Origin of the sequence: Mucilaginibacter sp. (assembly GCF_028288205.1) — a bacterium.
Classification (GTDB): domain Bacteria; phylum Bacteroidota; class Bacteroidia; order Sphingobacteriales; family Sphingobacteriaceae; genus Mucilaginibacter.
Map to the genome: position 1 here is coordinate 1 of NZ_JAQBOD010000043.1, position 24,190 is coordinate 24,190.

Annotated in this window: 18 protein-coding genes and 1 pseudogene; 11 read left to right on the forward strand and 8 right to left on the reverse strand. The window is 37.8% G+C overall.

Going from position 1 to position 24,190, the window contains the following annotated elements; genetic code table 11:
- The 5 genes and pseudogenes from JWR23_RS09925 to JWR23_RS09945 all read left to right on the forward strand — a co-directional run.
- A pseudogene (locus JWR23_RS09925) lies at positions 1–422 on the forward strand (anthranilate phosphoribosyltransferase); the annotation flags it as partial.
- Position 423: 1 nt separating this feature from the next.
- On the forward strand, positions 424–1,065 hold the full coding sequence (locus JWR23_RS09930; protein WP_299515740.1) for a phosphoribosylanthranilate isomerase: 642 nt from the start codon (positions 424–426) through the stop codon (positions 1,063–1,065).
- Positions 1,049–2,230: a tryptophan synthase subunit beta gene (trpB, locus tag JWR23_RS09935; RefSeq protein ID WP_299515741.1), complete on the forward strand. Its 1,182-nt coding sequence runs from the start codon at positions 1,049–1,051 to the stop codon at positions 2,228–2,230. The genes JWR23_RS09930 and trpB overlap by 17 nt, the downstream gene beginning before the upstream one ends.
- A 2-nt stretch (positions 2,231–2,232) precedes the next feature.
- Entirely contained in the window at positions 2,233–3,009 is a 777-nt protein-coding gene (gene trpA, locus JWR23_RS09940; RefSeq protein ID WP_299515742.1) for a tryptophan synthase subunit alpha, read from the forward strand.
- Between the two features lie 256 nt (positions 3,010–3,265).
- Positions 3,266–5,260 carry a response regulator gene (locus JWR23_RS09945; protein ID WP_299515743.1) on the forward strand — a complete coding sequence of 665 codons (1,995 nt, stop codon included), beginning with the start codon at positions 3,266–3,268 and terminating at the stop codon, positions 5,258–5,260.
- A gap of 31 nt (positions 5,261–5,291) precedes the next feature.
- On the opposite strand, the gene JWR23_RS09950 is transcribed toward JWR23_RS09945, so the two are convergent.
- The 3 genes from JWR23_RS09950 to sucC form a co-directional block, all read right to left on the reverse strand.
- Positions 5,292–5,912 (reverse strand): L-threonylcarbamoyladenylate synthase, encoded by a 621-nt coding sequence (locus JWR23_RS09950; RefSeq protein WP_299515744.1) that lies wholly within the window; start codon positions 5,910–5,912, stop codon positions 5,292–5,294.
- Between the two features lie 157 nt (positions 5,913–6,069).
- Positions 6,070–6,606 (reverse strand): YceI family protein, encoded by a 537-nt coding sequence (locus JWR23_RS09955; protein ID WP_299515745.1) that lies wholly within the window; start codon positions 6,604–6,606, stop codon positions 6,070–6,072.
- A 197-nt stretch (positions 6,607–6,803) separates the two neighbouring features.
- Positions 6,804–7,994 (reverse strand): ADP-forming succinate--CoA ligase subunit beta, encoded by a 1,191-nt coding sequence (sucC, locus tag JWR23_RS09960; protein WP_299515746.1) that lies wholly within the window; start codon positions 7,992–7,994, stop codon positions 6,804–6,806.
- A 219-nt stretch (positions 7,995–8,213) separates the two neighbouring features.
- On the opposite strand from sucC, the gene JWR23_RS09965 reads away from it, so the two are divergent.
- The 4 genes from JWR23_RS09965 to JWR23_RS09980 are packed head-to-tail and all read left to right on the forward strand — an operon-like array spanning position 8,214 to position 11,380.
- The gene (locus JWR23_RS09965; protein WP_299515747.1) at positions 8,214–8,867 is read left to right on the forward strand and encodes an ABC transporter ATP-binding protein; all 654 of its coding nucleotides are present in this window, start codon (positions 8,214–8,216) and stop codon (positions 8,865–8,867) included.
- A gap of 2 nt (positions 8,868–8,869) precedes the next feature.
- A complete protein-coding gene (locus JWR23_RS09970; RefSeq protein WP_299515748.1) occupies positions 8,870–9,178 on the forward strand; it encodes a hypothetical protein in 309 nt (102 codons plus the stop codon).
- Complete coding sequence (locus JWR23_RS09975; protein ID WP_299515749.1) at positions 9,168–9,776, forward strand: HAD family hydrolase; 609 nt, start codon at positions 9,168–9,170, stop codon at positions 9,774–9,776. Before JWR23_RS09970 ends, JWR23_RS09975 begins: the two co-directional genes overlap by 11 nt.
- A 56-nt stretch (positions 9,777–9,832) precedes the next feature.
- Positions 9,833–11,380 (forward strand): S41 family peptidase, encoded by a 1,548-nt coding sequence (locus JWR23_RS09980; protein ID WP_299515750.1) that lies wholly within the window; start codon positions 9,833–9,835, stop codon positions 11,378–11,380.
- A gap of 66 nt (positions 11,381–11,446) precedes the next feature.
- Here the strand turns inward: JWR23_RS09980 and smc are convergent, their stop codons facing one another.
- Positions 11,447–14,989 carry a chromosome segregation protein SMC gene (smc, locus tag JWR23_RS09985; RefSeq protein ID WP_299515751.1) on the reverse strand — a complete coding sequence of 1,181 codons (3,543 nt, stop codon included), beginning with the start codon at positions 14,987–14,989 and terminating at the stop codon, positions 11,447–11,449.
- A gap of 173 nt (positions 14,990–15,162) precedes the next feature.
- On the opposite strand from smc, the gene JWR23_RS09990 reads away from it, so the two are divergent.
- Positions 15,163–15,801, forward strand: a complete 639-nt coding sequence (locus JWR23_RS09990; protein WP_299515752.1) for an NAD(P)-dependent oxidoreductase — start codon at positions 15,163–15,165, stop codon at positions 15,799–15,801.
- Positions 15,802–16,107: 306 nt separating this feature from the next.
- Here JWR23_RS09990 and JWR23_RS09995 read toward each other — a convergent pair whose 3' ends face one another.
- The 4 genes from JWR23_RS09995 to lpdA all read right to left on the reverse strand — a co-directional run bounded on the left by JWR23_RS09995 (position 16,108) and on the right by lpdA (position 20,500).
- A complete protein-coding gene (locus tag JWR23_RS09995) occupies positions 16,108–16,902 on the reverse strand; it encodes a PhzF family phenazine biosynthesis protein (protein ID WP_299515753.1) in 795 nt (264 codons plus the stop codon).
- A 259-nt stretch (positions 16,903–17,161) separates the two neighbouring features.
- Entirely contained in the window at positions 17,162–18,022 is an 861-nt protein-coding gene (locus tag JWR23_RS10000) for an RNA polymerase sigma factor RpoD/SigA (RefSeq protein ID WP_144250350.1), read from the reverse strand.
- A gap of 138 nt (positions 18,023–18,160) precedes the next feature.
- Positions 18,161–19,000, reverse strand: coding sequence for an MBL fold metallo-hydrolase (locus JWR23_RS10005; protein WP_299515754.1), 840 nt, complete (start codon positions 18,998–19,000; stop codon positions 18,161–18,163).
- A 111-nt stretch (positions 19,001–19,111) separates the two neighbouring features.
- On the reverse strand, positions 19,112–20,500 hold the full coding sequence (gene lpdA, locus JWR23_RS10010; protein WP_299515756.1) for a dihydrolipoyl dehydrogenase: 1,389 nt from the start codon (positions 20,498–20,500) through the stop codon (positions 19,112–19,114).
- A 333-nt stretch (positions 20,501–20,833) separates the two neighbouring features.
- Here lpdA and JWR23_RS10015 point away from each other — a divergent pair, with 333 nt between their 5' ends.
- Positions 20,834–24,172, forward strand: coding sequence for a TonB-dependent receptor (locus tag JWR23_RS10015; RefSeq protein ID WP_299515758.1), 3,339 nt, complete (start codon positions 20,834–20,836; stop codon positions 24,170–24,172).
- Positions 24,173–24,190: the final 18 nt, after the last annotated feature.

The window sequence follows — 24,190 nt, forward strand, 5'->3', positions numbered from 1 at the left end:
TGGTTGGCGTTTATAATTTAGAGCTTGCGCGCATGTATGCCTATCTTTATCAGCGATCTGACAAAAAATATACTATTTTAAATGCATTGGAAGGTTATGATGAGATTTCGCTTACGTGCGATTTTAAAACATTTACCCCTGAAGGTGAAAAAATAAACACATTAAAAAGTGTTGGCTTTGATAGGGTAGACCCATCAGCAATAGTTGGAGGAAGCACGGTTAATGAATCGGCCGCTATATTTATGCAGGTGTTAAACGGCAATAGTACTACAGCGCAAAGCAATGTGGTTTTAGCAAACGCGGCATTAGCTATTAAAACAATAAATCCTCAAAATAGCTTTGCGGATTGTTTTTATGAAGCAGAAAAAGCATTAGTTAGTAAGAGAGCATTAACAAGTTTTAAAACCCTTGTTGAAAATTAAAATGAAAATAAAGGTTTGCGGGTTAAAATATCCGGACAATATTAAGGCAGTTGCTGATTTAGATCCTGATTATATGGGCTTTATCTGTTATGATCGCTCGCCAAGATTTGTTAGTGAAGTACCTGCTGATGCTTTGAACGGTCTGCTTGCGTCAATTTTAAAAACTGCTGTTTTTGTGGATGAAAATCAGCAGGAAATTAACCGGCTTATTGAAGAATTTGGATTTGATGCTATACAGTTACATGGACAAGAAACTCCTGAATTTGCCAATTCATTCAGAAACAGGGTGACAGTTATTAAGGCCTTTGGCCTAAATGAAGATTTTGATTTTAACCAGCTAAATGATTACGCCGGCAAAGTTGATTATTTCCTGTTCGATACCAAGACAGATACACACGGCGGCTCTGGCAAAACCTTTAACTGGAAGGTATTAGATAAATATAAATTGAACATACCGTTTTTTTTGAGCGGAGGTTTAAGTTTGGATAATTTGGAGCAGGTAACTATAATTGCACACCCCCAATTTTATGGTGTCGATTTGAACAGTAAGTTTGAAACAGCACCCGGAATGAAAGATATAAAAAAATTAAAACAGGCGTTTAGCCTGTTAAAACAATCTACTACGCATGAAATACGGAGTTAACGAACATGGTTATTATGGCGATTTTGGTGGCGCTTACGTGCCCGAAATGCTGTATCCTAATGTTGAAGAATTAAGGCAGCAATATTTAAAGATAATAAATGAGCCCGATTTTAAGGCCGAGTTCGATCTGCTTTTAAAAGATTATGTTGGCCGGCCGTCTCCATTATATTTTGCTAAAAGATATTCTGAAAAATATGGCGCCAATATATTTTTAAAGCGCGAGGACCTGAACCACACGGGTTCGCATAAAATTAATAATGCAATCGGCCAGATATTGCTTGCACAACGCCTGGGAAAAAAGCGCATAATCGCCGAAACAGGTGCGGGCCAGCATGGGGTAGCAACCGCTACGGTTTGTGCGCTAAAGGGTATTGAATGCGTAGTTTATATGGGCGAGGTTGACATGGAGCGCCAGGCCCCAAATGTGTCGCGTATGAAGATGTTGGGCGCGAAGGTAGTCCCGGCCTGTTCTGGTAGTAAAACACTTAAAGATGCCACCAATGAGGCCCTGCGCGACTGGATAGCCAACCCGGTTGATACACATTATATTATCGGGTCGGTTGTTGGCCCGTATCCTTATCCAGATATGGTAGCGCGCTTTCAATCTATCATATCATTCGAAGCTAAAAAGCAATTATTTGAGCATACCGGTAAAGAGTTACCAGAATATGTAATGGCCTGCGTAGGCGGTGGCAGCAATGCCATGGGTATGTTCTACCATTTTTTAGATGATGAAAGTGTTAAGCTTATTGCGGTTGAAGCAGCCGGGAAGGGCGTGAATAGCGGACACTCTGCAGCTACAACGTTTTTGGGCAGGGAAGGTGTTTTGCATGGAAGCCGTACCATATTAATGCAAACAGACGACGGGCAGGTGGTTGAGCCTTATTCTATATCTGCCGGATTAGATTACCCGGGTATAGGCCCGCAGCACGCGCATTTGTATAAAGTAAACCGTGCGCAATATACAAGTGTAACAGACGATGAGGCATTGCAGGCAGGCCTGTTATGCTGCCAATTAGAAGGTATTATACCGGCAATAGAATCTGCACATGCATTGGCACAATTAGAGAAAATGAAATTTAAGAAAGATGATAACGTGATCATTTGTTTATCAGGTCGTGGAGATAAGGATTTAGACACGTATATTAAATATTTTAACTACTAATAATGAACCGTCTAAACCATCTTTTTGCTACCAGGAAAGATAATTTATTATCCATCTATTATACAGCAGGTTACCCCCAACTGAATACTACCCTTGATATTGCCGAAGCATTAGAAAAAGCCGGAGCTGATTTTCTGGAAATAGGCTTTCCATATTCAGATCCTGTGGCAGATGGGCCAACCATTCAGCATAGCTCACAACAAGCGCTGGATAATGGCATGACGCTTAATTTATTATTCGAGCAATTAAAAGACCTGCGTAAGCGGGTAACCATACCGGTACTTTTAATGGGATATTTTAATCCAATAGTTCAATATGGTGTGGAAGAGTTTTGCAAAAAAGCTGCTGAAGCGGGAGTAGACGGTGTTATTGTACCAGATTTGCCAATGTATGAGTATGAAACCATGTATGCCGGTTTTTTTAAGGATAACAAACTGAGCAATATATTTTTAGTTACACCGCAAACCTCTGCAGACCGTATCCGTAAAATTGATGAGTTGAGTAATAGCTTTATTTATCTGCTTTCATCATCATCAATAACAGGTGGTAGTTTAGATGTATCTGATAGTATTGAAGATTATTATAAACGTATTAAAGCCATGCAATTAAAAAACCCTGCAATTATCGGTTTTGGTATAGGCGATAATGCTACATTTAAAAAGGCCTGCGAATATGCTAACGGTGCAATAGTTGGAAGTAAATTTGTAAAGCTTTTAGAATCTGAAGATTACCTCGAAAAAATTAATGGATTTATACATTCCATAAGGCCATCTTTGTAAAATTATATCTCCAAACTTCTTTATTTTTCTTTATAGATAAATGTATCCTAAAGATTTAATATATAAACTTATATTTAGGTTAAACTATATAGTTTATTTGAGGAATTTCTTTAATTTCCGCAAGCTAAGCTGATAATGATCGATCAGTCTTATAAAAACGAAATTTAGCATTTTCCCAAATATGATAATTTCTTTTCTTCAAACTAAGCTAAAAGATACCTCTATTTCCAGGAAATTGTATTTTACAATTGGTACCATGGCTGTGCTTGTAGTAATAGAATTAAGTACACTTTGGTTTGCTGTTAATACGCTTTCTTCTGTACGCTCATATGTTGAAGGAGAAGGGTTATGGTCAAAGGCACAAAAAGATGCGGTTTATCATTTGCGTATCTACGCATCATCGCATGATGAAAAAGATTACAATGCATTTCTTGATTTTTTAAAAGTTCCGTTAGGGGATAAAAAGGCCAGACTGCAGCTTCAAAAAGCACATCCTGATCTTGATATTGTACGGCAAGGGTTTATAGAAGGGCGTAACCATGCGGATGATGTTGACGGAATGATCAAGCTTATGAGGCGGTTCCACAACGTATATTATATTAAAAACGCATTTATTATCTGGGGTGAGGCTGAGGGGAAAATGGAACAGCTAATTCCGCTCGGCAAAAAAATGCATGTAATGATAACTTCAAAAACTGCATCGCAATCTCAAATAAATACGGTACTGGAGTATGCAGAGAGCATCAACAGGAAGCTTACTAAACTGGAGGATGATTTTTCATTTACATTAGGCGAAGGTTCCAGGTGGCTGGAAAATATTGTACTTAAGCTATTACTCGCACTCTCACTTACTATTGGTACAACAAGTATACTTATTACCATATCTGTAAGCAGAGGCATTGAAAAGGGGTTAAAAGCAATTATTGATGGGGCCGCTCTTATTCGCCAGGGATTATTAGGTACGCGTGTTGAGGTTTACTCGCGCGACGAAATTGGGGTGTTGGCTAAAGCTTTTAACGACATGACGGCTACTCTTGAACATAAGATACAGGAGCTTAAGGATGTCGAGGATAGTTTAACCAGGGAAAAAGAAAGAGCCGAAGCATCAGAAAAAGTAAAACAGCTTTTCCTGGCAAATGTGAGTCATGAAATACGTACACCAATGAATGCCATATTGGGTTTTGCGCGATTGCTGGAAGAATCAGTTACAGACAAAGGATTACAGGAGTACATTCAGATAATTATAAAGTCGGGCGATGATTTGTTAGTGATTTTAAATGACATACTTGATTTTTCAAGAATTGAAACCGGGAAGATACTTTTTGAAAGAAATCCGTTTAGTTTGCGGGGTACAATTGATTCTATTGTAACTATGATGGAGGCTAAAGCTCATTCAAAAAATCTTGAACTTGTTACTGTCATTGATAGTAATATACCCGAAATAATTATTGGCGATTCTGTGAGATTAAGCCAGATACTACTAAATCTTATTTCAAACGCTATAAAGTTTTCTGATAAAGGGGATATTAATGTTTCTATGGCCGGAGTTGATGAAAATGAAAATAATATTATAATTGAATTTATTGTAAAAGATGATGGCATAGGTATATCAAAAGAAAAGCAATCAAAAATATTCGAGAGCTTTGAACAGGCAACAACAAGCACCATACGCAGGTTTGGTGGTACCGGTCTTGGATTAAGCATTGCAAAACAGTTGGTTGAAATGCAGGACGGTGAGATTTTTGTAAAAAGTGAACCTAATCATGGAGCCGAATTTCATTTTCGCCTACCATTTTTAAAGAATAGAATTAAGCAAAAAAAAGAGGATGTAAAGAATAAAACCGATGAAACGCTACTACCCGCCCAAAGCGGAAAAGGTATTCATGTTTTAGTTGTCGAGGATAACCCAATTAACCAAATGCTAATAGTTAAAGTATTAAAAAAACGTGAATTTGAAATAGACGTTGCCGGAAATGGTGTTATCGCTTTAAGCAAATACAAAAAAAACTATTATGACATAATTTTAATGGACCTGCAGATGCCTAAAATGGACGGATATGAAACAACCCACAACATCCGTAAACTGAAAGGCGATAAAAAAGATATACCAATTTTAGCTATGACGGCACATGCGATTAAAGGTGAAAAGGAACGTTGTATTGAAATAGGCATGAATGATTATATACCTAAGCCGTTTAATGTAAATGAGCTGTTTGAAAAAATTTTTTCATTTGTAAAAAAGGAAGGATAGACTTAAAAATTAAAAAACTAAGTCTCAACTGTTATAAATACAATTCCAACTCACCCTTACCTTCACGTATTACCTCAAAATCGCCGGATGTGCAATCAACAACGGTTGATGCAATATTATCGCCATAGCCGCCATCAATCACCAGATCAACCAGGTTCTCATATTTTTCGTGGATCAGTTCAGGGTCGGTAGAGTATTCAATGATCTCGTCATCATCCTTAATAGAGGTAGAGAGGATAGGATTACCTAACACCCTTACAATCTCGCGTGCTATATTGTTATCAGGCACACGTATACCTACTGTTTTTTTATTAGAGCTTAACAGTTTGGGTACATTGTGGCTGGCATTAAATATAAATGTAAATGGCCCCGGCAGCGCCTTTTTTAATAAACGGAAAGTGGTATTATCAATTGGTTTTATATAGTCTGATATATGGCTTAAGTCGTAACATACGAAAGAGAAATTAGCCTTTTCAGGCTTTATATTTCTTATACTGCAAATAGCCTCAATAGCCTTATGATTGGTAATATCGCAACCCAAACCATAAACTGTATCAGTAGGGTAGATAATTAATCCGCCCTTACGTAATACATCAACCACCTGTTCAATAGCTTTTGGATTTGGGTTTTCAGGGTATATTTTAATTAGCATTGTTTGTAAAATATCGGATTTTCAAATGTTCGATTTCGGATTTATTGGCTGCAATATACACCAAAAGCAACCTCATTTTGAGATTGCTTTTGAATTATAGCATTAAACATGCCAATATAAAATTTCAAAATCGAATATTTGAAACCCGAAATAAAAATTACGCTTGTTTAGCAAATTGAGCGTTAATGGTAATCTTAATATCTTCACCTGCTACAATTGCACCGGCTTCGGTTATACCATTCCAGGTTAAGCCAAATTCTTTACGGTTAATTTTACCGGTAACTTCAAAGCCGGCTTTCGTATTTCCATAAAAATCATCTGCAGATCCACCATATTCAACATCAAGTGTAATCGGTTTAGTTACATCTTTAATAGTTAAATCGCCTGTTAATTTATATTCGTCATCACCTGCTTTGGTAAATGAAGTTGATTTGAATTTAAGATTTGGATATTTTTCCGCATCGAAAAAATCAGCAGATTTTAAGTGCTCATCGCGTTGAGTTTGGTTGGTATCAATGCTATTGATATCTATAGTGAATTCTACAGACGCGCCTTCAAAGTCGTCACTTTCAGACGTTAATGAACCTTCAAAACTTTTGAAAAAGCCACTTACGGTTGATATAACCAGGTGCTTAACTTTAAATTGTACTTCTGAGTGCATAGGGTCTATAACCCATTTTGTTGCTGTTGCCATGATTGATTGTTTTATTTAATGATACAAATATAAATAAATAGATGTTTAAACATGTAATTTAATTATTAAATTTACTCTTTATCGACATTGTTGCAACAATGTACCCTGTTAACTACATTTTCTTTAATACAATGTTTTTTATTAGCCACAAAAAAAGGGGCCAGGGCCCCTTTAATAATTTATTTAAATATAATTTGCTATGCCAATACTTGTTTAACTATTTCAGCCGCTTCTTTTAACAGAATAGCTGAGTAAACTTTTAAGCCAGAATTATCTATCAGTTCTTTTGCCTCTTTTGCATTGGTGCCTTGTAAACGAACAATGATAGGAACCGGGATATTGCCTATTTCTTTATAAGCATCAATAACGCCTTGCGCAACACGGTCGCAACGTACAATACCACCAAAAATATTGATCAAAATCGCTTTAACATTCGGGTCGCTTAGTATGATATTGAAACCGGCTTTAACTGTTTGCGCATTAGCGGTACCGCCAACATCAAGAAAGTTAGCAGGCTCGCCACCGGCCAGTTTTATAATATCCATAGTAGCCATAGCTAAGCCGGCGCCATTAACCATACAGCCTACGTTACCGTCAAGCTTTACATAGTTAAGGTTTGATTTACCTGCTTCAACTTCGGTAGGGTCTTCCTCGTTTGTATCACGCATTGCTGCATAATCAGGGTGACGGTATAGCGCGTTATCATCTAAATTCACTTTAGCATCAACAGCTAATATTTTATTGTCTGATGTTTTTAATACCGGGTTGATCTCGAACATAGAAGAATCGGTAGCATCGTAAGCTTTATATAATGAAGCGATAAACTTGGTCATATCCTTAAACGCGTCACCTGATAAACCTAAATTAAAAGCGATCTTGCGGGTTTGAAATCCCTGCAAACCAACTTTAGGATCAATCTCTTCTTTAAATATTAAATGCGGGGTATGCTCGGCAACTTCCTCTATATCCATACCACCCTCGGTAGAATACATGATAATATTGCGGCCCTTACCGCGATCTAACAAAACACTTATATAAAACTCTTTAGTTTCACTTTCGCCCGGGTAATAAACATCCTGGGCAACTAATATCTTACGTACTAATTTACCTTCAGCGCCCGTTTGTGGGGTAACTAATTGCATTCCTAAAATATCGGTAGCTCTTTGTTTAACTTCGTCTAAATTCTTAGCCAATTTTACACCACCGCCTTTACCTCGACCACCGGCATGGATCTGTGCTTTAATAACAACCCAGCTTGAGTCGTAGTCTTCCTTTAATTTTTTAGCGGCTTCAACAGCTTGTTCAACAGTATTTGCAACTATGCCTTCTTGTACTCTTACGCCAAAACTTTTTAATATGGCTTTACCCTGGTATTCGTGAATATTCATATTTTTTCGAGGAATTTGCGGTAAATCTAATGATTTTGTTTTAAAATCAATTATCGGTGATTTGAGATTGGTGATTAGTTTTACTTTGCTGTGATTAGGATAGCATGATTAATTAAAAAAGGGTGTAAAACCAATAAAAATGTTACATAACAAGGCTTCTACTTTAGAAAAGTTAACAACAAATCACCAATCTCTAATCTCTAATCGCTATTTTTGGCCATGCTTAAAGCAACAGCTATTCATAAATCATACGGGCAACTTCAAATATTAAAGGGCGTTGATTTTGAAGTAGAAAAAGGTGAAATTGTAACGATAGTTGGCGCATCAGGCGCGGGTAAAAGTACCCTGCTTAATATTTTAGGTACACTGGATAAGTCCGATTCTGGTCAGCTATTCATCAATAACGTTGAGCTAAATAAACTGAACAACAAAAATTTAAGCGACTTTCGTAATCGTAAAATTGGTTTCATATTTCAATTTCACCACTTATTGGCTGAATTTGACGCGCTGGAGAATGTTTGTATTCCTGCTTTTATAGCCGGAGTATCAAAAGCCGAAGCTGAAAAGAGAGCTACAGAACTGTTAGATTTACTTGGATTAGGCGCTCGGCTTCACCATAAACCCAATGCCCTTTCGGGCGGTGAGCAACAAAGAGTAGCCGTAGCACGCGCTTTAATTAATAAACCGGCACTAATATTTGCCGACGAACCGTCAGGTAACCTTGATTCGGCCAATGCGCGCGAGCTGCATGAGCTTTTTGTAAAGCTGCGTAATGAGTTTAACCAAACTTTTGTAATTGTTACCCATAACGAAGAACTGGCAAATATATCAGACCGTAAGGTTTTAATGGTTGATGGTTTAATTGTTCAATAATAGTGAGTATTCTTATAACAGCAGCCAATTCGGCACAGGCGCATCGCCTTAAAAAACAACTAAACAGGGATGATGTTGTTTTAGGTGATTACCATACATTACCTGCATTTATGCTTATGCAAGGTAAAATGTTACAATTACCCAATCCGCAATCTATATCATATACGCATGAAATGCTGGCCCTATGTTTGGATAACTCCGTTGATCTAATCTATGTACTGGATAATGCAGAGATGGGCCTTTTATTAGAATCGCAGCAACTATTTAAAGAATACAATATTGATATACAGGTAACAAGTAATGAAATATAGCGATATAAATCAGCGTAAAAAGGCCTTTGTGTTTGAATTGGATAATGTTATCTATCCTGAAAAAGATTATTTATTCCAGGTTTATTATTTGTTTGCCAGTTTAATAGAATATACAGAGCTATCAGACGCAAAAACAATAACCGATTTAATGGTGGCAACCTATACGACAGAGGGTAAGGATGTAGTTTTTGACCGGGTAAAAGAAAAATTAGGTATAGACGAGAAGTACCGGATCAATTTTCAGCATTTATTACTTACTGCTAAGCTTCCTTTAAAATTATTAGTTTATCAAGCCGTACTTGATTTGATGCAGGAAATTGTAATTGACCGTAAAAAACTATACCTTGTAACTAATGGCAACCCGATTCAGCAATTAAATAAAATTAAACAAACAGAATGGCACGGGCTTGAGCCTTATTTAACCTGTTATTTTGCCGAAGAAACATTACCTAAACCTGAACCAGATGTGCTTCATTTATTAATGAAGGAGCATGGTTTAACCAGGAAAGATATACTGATGATAGGAAACTCTGCTGATGATATACTTTGTGCAGAGGCAACAGGGGTTGACTATATTAATGTTAGCGGGTTTTTATAATGTTGAATATAACATAGTTAAGCTGATTGTCGTTATAATATTACCTTAATATAAACATGAAAAAAACATTTTATTTAACTATTATACTTATTACCTGCCTGTCGGCTTCTTGTAAAAAAGATACAAAAAGCAATAATGAAATTGCGCCGTCAAAAAATGGTTCAACGCTTGACCTGGTAAAGGACTCTGTGTTTTTATATGCCAAAGAAGCATATTATTGGTACGATGGTCTGCCAAGCTATGCTGCATTTAATCCGCGGGCAATCTCAGGGTCAGACGATCTAAGCGCATTAACAAAAGAAGTTGATGCTATCTCTCAGTATAAGATAAATCCATCAACAGGAAAACCTTATGAGTATTATTCGGCAGCACCCGGAGAAGCCAAATACTCATTTATTGATCAGGGGCAGGTGTCGACTGCATTAGGCGGAACAAATGCCGACTTTGGTTTTGCTCCATTATTTAATGATGTTAATGATTTGCGTGTAAAATATGTATATCCGGGTTCGCCTGCTGATCTGGCGGGAGTGAAGAGAGGATATAAGATCACTTCAATTAATGGTAATAGTAATTTGAGTTATGACGGATCTTCTGGAACGCATACCCAGTTTGTTATCAATGCCTATGCATACAGCACCGCAATAACAATGATTTTGCAAAAGGCAGACCTATCTACATTTAGCGTTACACTTAGTGCAGCAAATTATACCATCAATCCGGTTTTAACTTACAAAACTTTTAATGTGGCTACAGGTAAAACGGTTGGCTATATAGTGTTTAACAGTTTTACTTCTGGTGATAATGCTGATGCTAAATTAGATGCAGCTTTTAATTATTTTGCAACCCAGGGTATTACAGACCTGGTTGTTGATCTGCGCTACAACGGCGGTGGTCTTGTGTCAACTGCCGAGTATTTGGACAACTTAATTGTTCCGGCTGCAAAAAGCGGAACGATAATGTATAGCTCTTATTTTAATGATATACTAAGCAGTGGAAAAGCAAGTCTGCTTAAAAACCAGGTGCGTCGCGATCCAACTAATAATCAGCTTTATAATTATGCTCAATTTGATTATACTGTTGCCGGCAATGCCATAAATTTTGCAAAAAAAGGAACACTAAACATTAGCCGTGTATTTTTTATTGTAACAGGAGCAACAGCATCTGCAAGCGAACTGACCATTAATAACTTGCGCCCGCATTTAAATGTGCAGCTAATTGGTACAACTACTTATGGTAAACCCGTTGCTTTTTTTGATATAGATATTAATAAATATCAACTATATATTCCGGAATTAGAAACCAAAAACTCATTAGCCCAGGGAGGGTATTATTCAGGTATGACACCAGGCTCAACTACTTATCCGGGTGTAAATGATTATGATGATGTTACCAAAGATTTTGGGGATCCTACAGAAGGTTTACTGGCTCATGCCTTAAACTATGTTAAAACAGGGCTTTACAGCACAACCGGTCCGCAAATACAGGGTTTATCTACCAAATTAAAAACGTTTTCTATTGAAGAATCAAATGCGGCCGCTATCAAATTGGTTGAACATAAATTCAATGGGATGGTATTTGATAAAAAATTAAAACTGAAAAAATAATGTGCAGATATGCGAATGATTGAAAAAGATATTAATTAATTTTCAATCCACACTTTTGCATATTCATCAGTCTGCCAATTCTCTGATATCCACCGGGACAACGCGTGATATTCCCTGCTCAACCATTGTCACACCGTAAATTACATCGGTGCTGGCAATGGTTCTTTTATTGTGGGATACTATAATGAACTGTGATTCTGTAGAGAACTTACGTATGATGTTATTGAACTTGTCAATATTGGTATCATCTAACGGCGCATCAACCTCATCAAAAATACAGAATGGCGCCGGCTTTAACAGGTAAAGCGAAAACAGGATAGCAGTTGCCGTCAGTGTTTTTTCACCACCTGAAAGTTGGTTTATTGATAGCGGGCGCTTACCCTTTGGTTTGGCAATGATATCAATATCCGATTCGAGCGGGTGTTGCGGATCGGTAAGGATCAAATCGCAGGAATCTTCTTCATTAAACAATGAACGGAAAACATTGATGAAGTTTTCGCGCACCATTGTAAAAGCATACATGAATTTTTCCTTAGCAGTATCGTCAATTTCCTGTATGGTTGCCAGTAATGATGCCTTTGCTTCGCCCAAATCCTTTTTCTGATTTTGGATAAACTCATAGCGCTCATTCATTTCGGCATAAGCTTCAACAGCCATTGGGTTTATGGCACCAAAATCATCCAGCTGATTTTTTAATTTATCTGTTCTGTCACGCAGTTCCTGTTCATTTTCATTTGTAGCTGTTTCGCTTTCGGGCAAATCATTAATATCAACATTAAACTCAACAGACAGGCGTTCTTTTAAAGCATTGAGTTCTATGCGCAGGTTATTGCGTTCGTCTTTCAGCTCATTTTCAATTACTTCTGCCTGATCTTTTTTACGGCGCAGCGTAGTTATAGCATCTTCTGTTTCTGTAATTGCTCCCCGTAAAGAATAATGTTCCTGCTCGGCTTCGTGGGTTGCTTTTTCCAGTTCTTCCTTTTGGCTGTACATTTCCAACAAACTATCATCTGACGAATCTGACTGCTGTAAATTTTCCTGTATAGCTATTTTTACCTTATCAAGCTCCGCGTTGTTTTGTTTGATGCGGCTTTCCAGGTTTTCCTGTTGAGTAAACCGGTAATCAAGGTCCTTACTTAATCCTGATACTTTATTTTGCTGCTGATGAAACCGGATGTTTTCCTGATTATAGGTATTTGATTGTACAGATACCATTTCATTCAACTCATTAAACGCGCCTTGCCTATCAACAAGCAGATCGTTTTGAATTTGTTTATTAGCTTTTAGTTCAACCAATAGTGGCTGTAGGGTAGCTATCTCATCCTTTATTCCGCTTATTTTTTTGGCGATATCGTCCTTGCGGTTAAGACTGTTCTCAATAAATGTTTCATATTGCTCCTGGCGCGTTTTAACCGTTATCAGTTCGGTATTTAAACGATTAAGTTCTGCCTGCTTTTGGCTTAATTCGGCAGATTTACCCGCCGCTTTTAATGCTGCAGATTTTGCCTGTAACTCGTTCGATCGTGTTTTGAGCTCAAACAGATCTACATCAAGCGTTTTTATCTCTTTGGCTAAATTCTCCAGATTCTTTGCACGGCCAATTCTTTTACCCTCAAATAAACCAACAGAGCCACCGGCCATGGTATATTTGGACTTATTAAACTTACCGCTTTGGGCTATTATAACCAATCCATCTGTTAAGTTGGAGTTGTTTAATTCAGATTCGTCATTAACCAGGTAAACATTTTTAAGTAAGTGATTTACCAATGGCTGGTATTTTTTTTCTACCTCAACCACATTTAAAGCGGGGATGCGTAAGCCTCCCGCATCATCCTTAAAAGGTATAGAACTGTCCGTATCAACATAACTGCTTAATATAAAAAACTGTGCCCTGCCGCGTGCCGAGTTGCTTAGCAGGTTAATTGCTTTTACTGCGTCATCATAAGTCTCTACCACATAATGATTCATTAGCGGTTCTAAATAGTTTTCAATAGCAACACGGTATTGCTCGCGGCAAAACAGCACATCACTAAACAGTGGAGCATTTTTGGCCCATTCACTGTTGTTTTTCAAGAACCGGATAGACTCGGGGAAACCTTCCAAATTATCAACCAAACTTTTGGTCAGGTTATATTCGTTTTGCTTAGCGTCAAGCTTACGGCTTTCTGTAATGATGGTTTCTTTTATGGTACTTGCTTCGCCCTCAATAGTGGTTATTTGTTCCTGAAGTTCGGTTTCCAGGTTAAGCTCAAACTGGTATTCTTTTTCTAAGTTTTCTGTGCGATATTGTAATTCGGCAACAACCTGGTTAAAGTGAGAGAGTTCTACCTTTTTATTAGTAGCATCTTCCATATTGCGTTGGCTTTCCTGCTCCAGTGCCTGTTCTTGTATTTGCAGGATGTCAATATCCTTTTCGACTTTATAAGCTTGATTTTGTAAGTTATTATTAGCGGTAGTAAGTTCGTTTAACTCATTCCGGGCGCTTGATTGTTGTAAACGTAATTCATCAACTGCCAACTTTAAGTCGGCAACCTTTTCAGTTATGGTTTGCAGGTTTTCGTCTTCCTGTGCTTTTTCTTCAGATAACCGCTTAATATTATAAAGTACATGGTTAAGCTGATTTCGGTCTCGTTCCAGTTCTTCGCTTAGTCTTGTTTCTTTATCCTGCTGAAACTTTAGCTGTTCGTTCTTTATCTTTTTTTCGCTTTCGTAAGCACGTATCTTACCTACAAAATCATTGGTTGCCTTTTGCTGGATGGATAGATTCTTTTCCTTCGTCAGGCTATCCAGCTTTTGCTGCTGTAAAGTGGCTTCAAGAGTATCCATCTGGGTAACAATGCCTGATTTTTCTTCGCTATGTTTAAGGTCCTGTTGTTCTATTCTGCTAAGAGAATCGCCAAAAGCCGCGATTTTGAACGAGGCAAGCTTAACACTAAGCAATTTATATTCTTCTTTAATGCGATAGTAACGCTCGGTTTTTTTTGCCTGGTTCTCCAGCATTTTGAGGTTTTTCTGTATCTCGAATAACAGGTCCTCAACACGTTCCAGGTCAGCCTCGGTATCTTTTAACTTATTAAATGTTTGCTTTTTGCGCAGCTTATATTTTGATATGCCCGATGCTTCTTCAAATAAATTACGGCGCGATCCTTCTTTGTTTGATATGATCTCTTCGATCATTCTTAACTCAATAATAGCATACGAATCTGAACCAATGCCCGTATCCAAAAAAAGATCAGTAATATCCTTTAACCGGCATTGCACATCATTTAACCGGTACTCGCTATCGCCGCTACGGTATAGCTTGCGGGTTAGGGTAACCTGCGAATAATCTGTAGGGAGAATGTTTTTAGTATTGTCAAACGTTAATGATACCTCGGCCAGGTTAGCGGCTTTACGGGTTTTTGTGCCGTTGAATATTACGTTATCCATCTTCTCGGACCGAAGCATGCGGGTGCTTTGCTCGCCCAGTACCCAGCGTATGGCATCTACCACATTTGATTTTCCGCAGCCATTAGGACCCACAATAGCGGTAACACCCTCATTAAAATTAATGGTGATCTTATCGCCAAAGCTTTTAAACCCTTTGATTTCTAACTGTGTAAGCTGCATTTAATCTTTATCTCCTAATAAAATTCAAGTTTTCAAATTAATCATAAAAAAATGATTTTACTATAAAAATTAACTTTTAAGGTGAAAGGTAAAAGGCGAAAGGTAAAAGGAGTTGATTTTCCAAAAAGATATAATAAAATCAAACAAAATATGACCTCTCACCTTTACCTATTATGAAGATCGCAGTATTTGGCGCAGGTGGCCGTATTGGCAGCAGGATAGTTACAGAAGCATTAAACCGCGGGCATAATGTTACAGCAGTTGTACGTCATCCCGAAACCTACACTGTTATGCATGAGCATTTAAAAGTAGCTAAAGGCGATCTGTTTAAGGCGCAGGATGTTGAAACCGGCGCTTTTGACCAGGACGCTGTTGTTTGCGCTTACGGCAATACCCATGGCGCGCCGGAATCAACTGTAGCTGAGTTGGCAATACCGCTTATGATAGGCTTAAAACAGGCTCATACCAAGAGATTATTAATATTAGGCGGGGCGGGCAGTTTAGAAGTTGCACCCGGTATGCAATTAGTAGACACACCAAATTTCCCTCTTGAATATGAACCTATTTCGTTAGCGCACCGGGATGCTTTGAAAATTTACCAAAACGAAAAGGAACTGGAGTGGACCTATGTTAGTCCCGCTGCTGAAATTGAACCCGGTGAACGTACAGGAAAGTTTAGGATAAGTGGTAACCAGCTGTTAACCGATGAGCAGGGCAGAAGCTTTATATCTATGGAGGATTTTGCAATTGCAGTTTTAGATGAAATTGAGAACCCAATGCATATAAGGAAACAAATGACTGTAGCGTATTAGTCGCTGGCCCCCTAAAGGAGGAGTTTTTAAGTATTTAATTTTAGGTTGTAGTGTTTCACAAAATAATGAAACACATGAAACACTCTTTTAGGTTAACTTATTGATATTTAGCAACTTGAAAAAATTAGTGAAACACTTTGAAACAGTACAAAAGCTTTAGGTGAACTAAGATAAGTATCTTACAATAAGCATTTTATGCCATTTTTCCGATTTTTGCAAATATGGAGTGAAACACCTGATGTGAAACACTTTGAAATAAAAAATTAGCGTACCTGCCGACACGCTAAATGATTTATATGATGTCATTTATAGGGCCGGGAGGTAAATTTCTCCCTTTAAATAAGTAACTGCTTTACCACTCATTAAAACGCGGTCATCTTTAAGCTCACACCATAATTCACCTTTTCGGGCCGATATCTGGTAGGCGTGAAGCTTATTCTTGCCTAACCGTTTTGCCCAATAAGGTATTAAATTACAATGTGCCGAGCCCGTTACCGGATCTTCGGGAATGCCTGCACCGGGTGCAAAAAATCTGGATACAAAATCAACATCTCTGCCGGGCGCTGTAACAATTACACCTACCGTGTCCATTTTTGACAGGGCAAAAAAATCAGGCGTTATGTCGCTAATTTCAATTTCCGAATCATAAACAACAAAGAAATCTCTCGACCTTAAAATAGCAGCCGGTTGTACCCCGCCCAATGCCTCAATTAAGCCATTTGGTTTTTCAATAGGTATTGGCGGCCTTGACGGGAAATCCATAATATATTTATCGCCATCTTTTTTTACAGTTAGTTCGCCTGCTTTTATGGTTTCAAAATGGATGGTGTCGCCCGCATACCCCAGTTCTGTGAATAAAATATGTGCCGATGCCAGTGTAGCATGCCCGCAAAGATCTATCTCATATTCGGGTGTGAACCAGCGCAGTAAATAACCATTGCCGGTCTTTACAAAAAATGCGGTTTCGGCCAGGTTATTCTCAATAGCTATTTTTTGCATTACTTCGTCTGGCAACCACTTGGTTAACGGACAAATCGCAGCCGGGTTACCGCCAAAAAGCTGGTCGGTAAATGCGTCTGCTTGATAAATAGGAATAGTCATATCGTATTTATTTTATATCACTAAGATAACGGTAAGTAACTAATTCATCAACGTGATTTATGTGTTTTGTACATATATATAACAGTGAATCAAACAAATTAAACCGGGGATTATCGTCGATAGCGCTTAAACAGCTTATTATCTGTAATAAAGTAGATTAAGAAAGGGACGTATAACAAAAAAGCCTCCCGGTTATCGGAAGGCTTTGATCTTTAAGATTTGACGACTTTTAAAAAGTAGTCAAATCTATTCAGGCAATTTAACCTAAATATGATTTTAAAATTTTACTTCTGGAAGTATGACGCAGCCTTTGCAGGGCCTTGTCTTTTATCTGCCTTACACGCTCGCGTGTAAGATTGAATTTTTCGCCAATTTCCTCTAACGATAGGGGATGGTTAGTGCCTAAACCAAAGAATAATACAATAATTTCGCGCTCGCGCTCGGTTAATGTTGAAAGTGAACGTTTGATCTCTTCTGATAAAGATTCATTAATTAATATTGAATCTGTATTTGGCTCAGAGTTTTCCAATACATCTAATAATGTATTTTCTTCACCTTGTACAAACGGCGCATCCATAGATACATGGCGGCCCGAGTTACTTAGCGTGTCAGATATCTTGTCAACTGTAGTTTCAAGCATATCAGCCAGCTCTTCGGGTGAAGGTTCACGCTCATATTCCTGTTCCAGCTTAGAAAATGCTTTACTTATTTTGCTTAATGAACCTACCTGGTTTAAAGGTAAACGTACTATACGAGATTGTTCTGCAATAGCTTGTAATATAGATTGGCGTATCCACCATACGGCGTATGATATGAACTTAAATCCTTTAGTTTCGTCAAAACGTTTAGCGGCTTTTATTAAGCCTAAATTACCTTCATTAATAAGGTCACCAAGTGTTAAACCTTGATTTTGGTATTGTTTAGCTACCGATACAACAAAGCGAAGGTTAGTTTTAGTTAAACGCTCTAAAGCTGCCTGGTCGCCTTCTCTAATCTTTTGGGCTAATATTACTTCTTCTTCGGCTGTTATTAGGTCTACTTTACCAATTTCGTGAAGATATTTATCAAGTGATTGCGACTCACGGTTGGTAATTGATTGGGTTATTTTGAGTTGTCTCATTTATTTATAAACCTCGATTCTTGTTTTTTTAGAAATTTAACGTGCAAAGTTAAGAAAAGTTTTACCTATATTATGATTAAAAAAAGATTATAAATTATTAAAAATCAGTAATAATTGCATGGTTTTTGTGGTGTATTACTACAACTCATTGAGTTTAAATGTTTCTTTTAAACGGATGCCTTTTTCTGTTTGTTGTAAGGTACAGCATTCGTTAATTGGGTCGTGTTCTAAAAACAAAATATAGTCTTTATCCAACGCTTCGGTCAAAAAAACTTTTTTCTCAGTTAAAGTTTGCAATGGAAACATATCATAAGCCATAACGTAGGGTAGGGGTAAATGCCCTACAGATGGTAACAGATCAGCCATGTACAATATTTGCTTATTCTTATAATTTATTAACGGAAGCATCATTGATTCAGTATGTCCGTATACAAAGCGAATGCTTATTTCACCTGTAAATTTTACATTATCGTGAGCATCGATAAACTTTAACTGCCCGCTTTCTTGTATAGGTAATATATTATCTTTTAAAAACGAGGCCTTCTCCCTGTCATTTGGATTTACTGCCCAGTCCCAGTGTTTCTTATTACTCCAGTAAGTGGCGTTTTTAAATGCCGGTATCAATTTTTCACCATCACGAATAATAGCGCCGCCTACATGGTCAAAATGCAGGTGTGTTAAAAATACATCAGTAATATCATCTCTATGAAAGCCAAGCCCGGCTAATGAGCTATCGATAGTAGCATTACCATGCAAATAATAATGACTAAAGAATTTTTCGTCCTGCTTATTGCCTATGCCTGTATCAATCAATATTAATCTGTCTCCATCTTCTACTAATAAACAACGCATTGCCCAGGTGCACAAGTTATTATCGTCAGCAGGGTTGCTTTTGTTCCAGATGGTCTTAGGTACAACGCCAAACATTGCGCCGCCATCAAGCTTGAAAAATCCGGTGTCTATCGTGTGTAGTTTCATGTTCAAGTCAAAAGTAAAAAATCAAAAGTAAAAATAGGAAGTAGGGTAAAATAAAAAGACCGATAGTTTGATACTATCGGTCTTTTTTAATTTTTATTTTTGACTTTTTACTTATAAATGTATACATTCTCCATACGCATCAGCGGCAGCTTCCATTAAAGCTTCGCTCATGGTAGGGTGCGGATGTACAGATTTAATGATCTCATGTCCGGTGGCCTCCAGTTTACGTGCGGTAACAACTTCGGCAATCATTTCTGTAACGTTATGGCCAAGCATGTGTGCCCCTAAAAACTCGCCATATTTGGCATCAAATATTACTTTCACAAAACCATCTTTAGCGCCGGCAGCACTTGCTTTGCCCGATGCAGAGAATGGAAATTTACCCACCTTAATTTCGTAACCGGCTTCTTTAGCTGCTTTTTCTGTATAACCAACAGATGCAATCTCTGGCGCACAGTAGGTACATCCCGGGATGTTGTTATAATCTAAAGGTTCTGGTTTTAAACCTGCAATTTTTTCAACGCATATAATGCCTTCGGCAGATGCAACATGCGCCAGTGCCTGGCCTTTAACAATATCGCCAATAGCATAAACGCCTTCTATATTGGTGCGGTAAAAATCATCAACCAATACTTTACCTTTATCGGTTTTAACACCGTTTTCTTCCAAACCTATGCCTTCAATATTTGTAGATATACCAACAGCTGACAATACAATTTCGGCTTCCAGTATTTCTGTTCCTGTAGCAGTTTTTACGGTTACCTTGCAGGTTTCGCCGCTGGCATCAACAGCTTCAACATTTGAGCTGGTCATAATATTTATACCCTGTTTTTTAAGTATGCGGGCAAGTTGTTTTGAAATTTCTTCATCTTCCAACGGAACGATGTTATCCAGGTACTCAACAACAGTTACTTTGGTGCCGATTGAATTATAGAAATATGCAAATTCAATACCTATAGCGCCCGATCCGACAACTATCATTGTTGCCGGTTTTTTAGGCAATATCATTGCCTGGCGATAGCCAATTACTTTTTTATAATCTTGTTTAAGGTTAGGCAACTCGCGCGAGCGGCCGCCTGTAGCTAAAATGATATGTTTTGCAGTAAATTCTTTAGCACCATCGTTGTTTTTAACTTCAACTACACCTTTACTTTTTAATTTACCTGTACCCATTAGTACATCTATCTTGTTTTTTTTCATTAAAAACTGAACGCCTTTGCTCATGCCATCAGCAACACCCCGGCTTCTTTTTATAACGCTTTCAAAATCAACTTCGCCCTCTCCGTTAACCTTTATACCATACTCGGCAGCGTGATTAATATATTCAAATACCTGGGCGCTTTTTAATAATGCTTTTGTTGGGATACAGCCCCAGTTAAGACAAATACCACCTAATGATTCTTTTTCGACTATTGCAGTTTTTAAACCTAACTGGGAGGCACGTATTGCGGCAACATAACCACCCGGACCTGACCCTATAACAATTACATCGTAGTTCATATATAATTTAAAATATGTTTTAATAATTTTTAAAAGCCAAAGCTAAGTAAAAGGCTCGAAATGCGAAAGTCACATTTATAATATAGCATCATATTAGTTTCATAAATGTCTACTAAAATTACGAATTAACTAAGGGTTAAAAATCATAAATCAGTGTGAATTTTATAACTATCGACCCTGAATTTTTGCAGTTTATGTTATTATATGATAAAATGTTGATAAAAACATAATAATTATTATAATATGTTAATACTATATTAACAATAGTTAGGATGTTAACAAATATATTTGTTGCAATTAACTGATTCGTTATTCATCATTAAAAAAACACTTATGAGGAAGTATTTACTCTTATTATTTTTTTCATTGTTTACCACGTGTATCGCTTTTGCACAAGTAACTACAAGTAGTTTTTCTGGTATTATAAAGGACTCCAAGGGAGGAACTTTGCCAGGCGCTACCGTTAAAGCAACACATCTGCCAAGTGGCTCTGTTTACAGCATAGCCGCTAACGTTGATGGAAGGTTTACATTATCTGCCGTTCGTATCGGCGGCCCTTACACCGTTGTTGTATCTTATATCGGTTATGAAACTCAAACCTTTACAGACATCAATCTTAGATTAGGTGAGCCTTTTATCTTAAATGTTACCTTACCTGAAACCGGAACTGCTTTAAAGGAAATTGTAGTAACAGGTAAAAAACAAATTAATGTTGCCAGGGCTGGTGCAAGTACCAACATTAACAGCAGAATGTTAACTACCCTGCCTACAATTACCCGTAGTATTACAGACTTTACTCGTTTAAGTCCATTGGCTAACGGTAACAGCTTCGGTGGTCGCGATAGCAGGCTTAACAACACTCAAATTGATGGTGCCAGCATTAATAACAGCTTTGGTTTATCAACAGATCCGCTTCCGGGTGGTGGTGGTATAGCACAGCCAATCTCAATTGAGGCTTTCGACCAGATATCAATTAACGCTGCCCCGGTTGATGTAAGACAATCTGGCTTTACAGGCGCGGGTATTTATGCTGTAACAAAAAGCGGTACCAATACTTTTAGCGGTTCTGCTTACGAATATTATAAAAACCAATTGTACAATGGTGTGCATATTGGCGACAATGACATATCAAGCAGCATAGCTAAATCTTCAACAAAAACTTATGGTTTCACTTTAGGCGGACCGATCATCAAGAATAAATTATTCTTCTTTGCTAACTACGAAAACACAAAAAGTACCTCTCCTGGTATCCCATTCTCTCCAAAGGGCGGATCAGGAACAGGTGGTATAGCTGCAACTCCGATTGCCGATCTAAAAGCAGTGTCTGATTATTTAGCTTCTACCTACAATTATCAAACTGGCGGTTATGACAATTTCCCGGCATTTGCACCAACCAGTAAAAACTTTTTAGCAAAAATTGATTGGAATATTAACGACAAAAATAAATTGACGTTAAAATATAGCAACTTAACTGCAACGTCTGATAACCAGTTGAATGGTAGTTCAATACCAAACAGTGCAAGTTTTTCAGTTACTGGCCGCGCCGGTACAATCAGTTCTTTACCAAATAATCGTTATAGCTTAAACTCAATTGCTTTCCAAAACTCTAACTACGGTTTCAAAAACATAGTTACAACTTACACCGCAGAGTTAAATAGCTCTATCACCAGCAAGATGTCTAACCAGATATTATTTGCTATTACTAAAACAGACGCTAAACGTACATTCCCTGGTGGCGACAGCTTCCCAACTATCGATATCTTCAATGGTTCGGGTGGTAACTATATTAGTGCAGGTAATGACCCTTTTACGTTAAATAACGATGTTATCAACAACACAACAAGCATAACTGATAATTTTACTTATTATGCAGGTAAACATACTATTACCGCTGGCGGTAACTATGAGTATCAATATGTTGGTAACCAGTTTATGCAAGGCGCCGCAGGTTATTATGCTTATAACAGCTTAACTGATTTCTTAAGTAATGCAGCACCAGCTTATTTTGCATATACTTACTCATTAACTCCAGGTGTAACAGCACCTTACTCAGCATCATTAAAAATAGGTACCGTTAGTGCTTATATACAAGATGAAGTGAGTGTTACCGATAACTTCAAATTAACCTACGGTATCCGTGCTGATAAGCCAATTTATTTGGAAGATCCGGAGGAAAATCCTCAAGTTGCAGCACTACAATTACCAGATAAAAATGGTAATACTACCAGCTACAGCACGGGTAGATTCCCTAAAAGTACCATTCTTTTATCGCCACGTGCGGGTTTCAGATGGAACGCTAAAAAAGACGGATCATTAATAGTACGTGGTGGCGCGGGCTTATTTACAGGCCGTGTACCTTATGTATATTTAACCAATATGCCTACTAATAGCGGTATGTACCAGTTTAGCGGTAACATTACCAACCCTGCACAATTGGCTGCCGTTAAATTAGTTCGTGACCCTTCTACTATCGCTGCACAGTTTCCAGCTAACTTCTCAAATACTGCTGGTACGGGCGTTTCTTCAGGAACGGTTGTTGTTGATCCTAATTATAAATTCCCTCAAATATTCAGAGCTAACTTAGCTGTTGAGAAATCTTTTGGCGATGGTTATAACTTGACTTTAGAGGCGTTAATGACAAAAGATATTAATGCTACCCGTTATACTAACGTTAACTTAAGATCTGCTACTGGTTTAACTTCAGAGGGTGATCTTTCGAGAGAGCGCTTTTTAGGTGTTGGCGTTGCTGCGCCTGCCGCTACAGACAGGTTGATCTATCCGAGTTTAGGAAACATTTATTTGTTAACTAATACAAGCCGGGGTTACTCTGCTGCTTATACAGCACAAATCAGCAAAAGCTATGCTAATGGCTTCTACGGTTCATTGGCTTATACTTATACTATAGCTAAAGACGTAAATGCTAATTTAGGTTCAACAGCTGCTTCAACTTATTCTGGTAACCCAAATGTTGGTACTTCAAATGAAGTTGAATTGGGTAACTCAAGCTTCTTCACTCCACACCGGATTGTTGCAAACGCTGCTTATACCATCAACTATCTTGACCATGGTGCTACTACTTTTGGTCTATACTATCAGGGTTCATTTGGTAGCCCCATCAGCTACACAGTTAACGGTGATTTAAATGGTGACAGTAATAACAATACCGACCTGATGTATATCCCTAAAAACGTTAACGACATGTCGTTCAATCAGTATACAACAGCCTTTAACGGTGTTACTTATACTTATACAGCGGCACAACAAGCAGCTGCGTTTGACCAATTTATCAACAACAGCCCTTACCTTAAAAAACACAGAGGTGGGTTTGCTGCAAGAAACGCTGCTTTCTTACCATGGTATAACAGAGTTGACGCAAACTTCTTGCAAGATTTTTACATTATGCAGGGCAAAACCAAGCATACACTTCAGTTTAGCGCAACTATACAAAACTTCTTGAACTTGCTTGATAAATATTGGGGTGTTCAACAACAAGTTACCTATTCAAGTCCTGTTACCTGGGTTGGTTATAACCTTGCAAATACACCGGCAACAGCAAACGTTCCATATTACAACATGAGGCAGTTGAATGGTAAATTGGTAACCACACCATTTGCGGATGCAACAAGCAACACCACCTGGAGCTTATTAATTGGGTTGAAGTATAAATTTTAATTAATTGATAAAATAAAT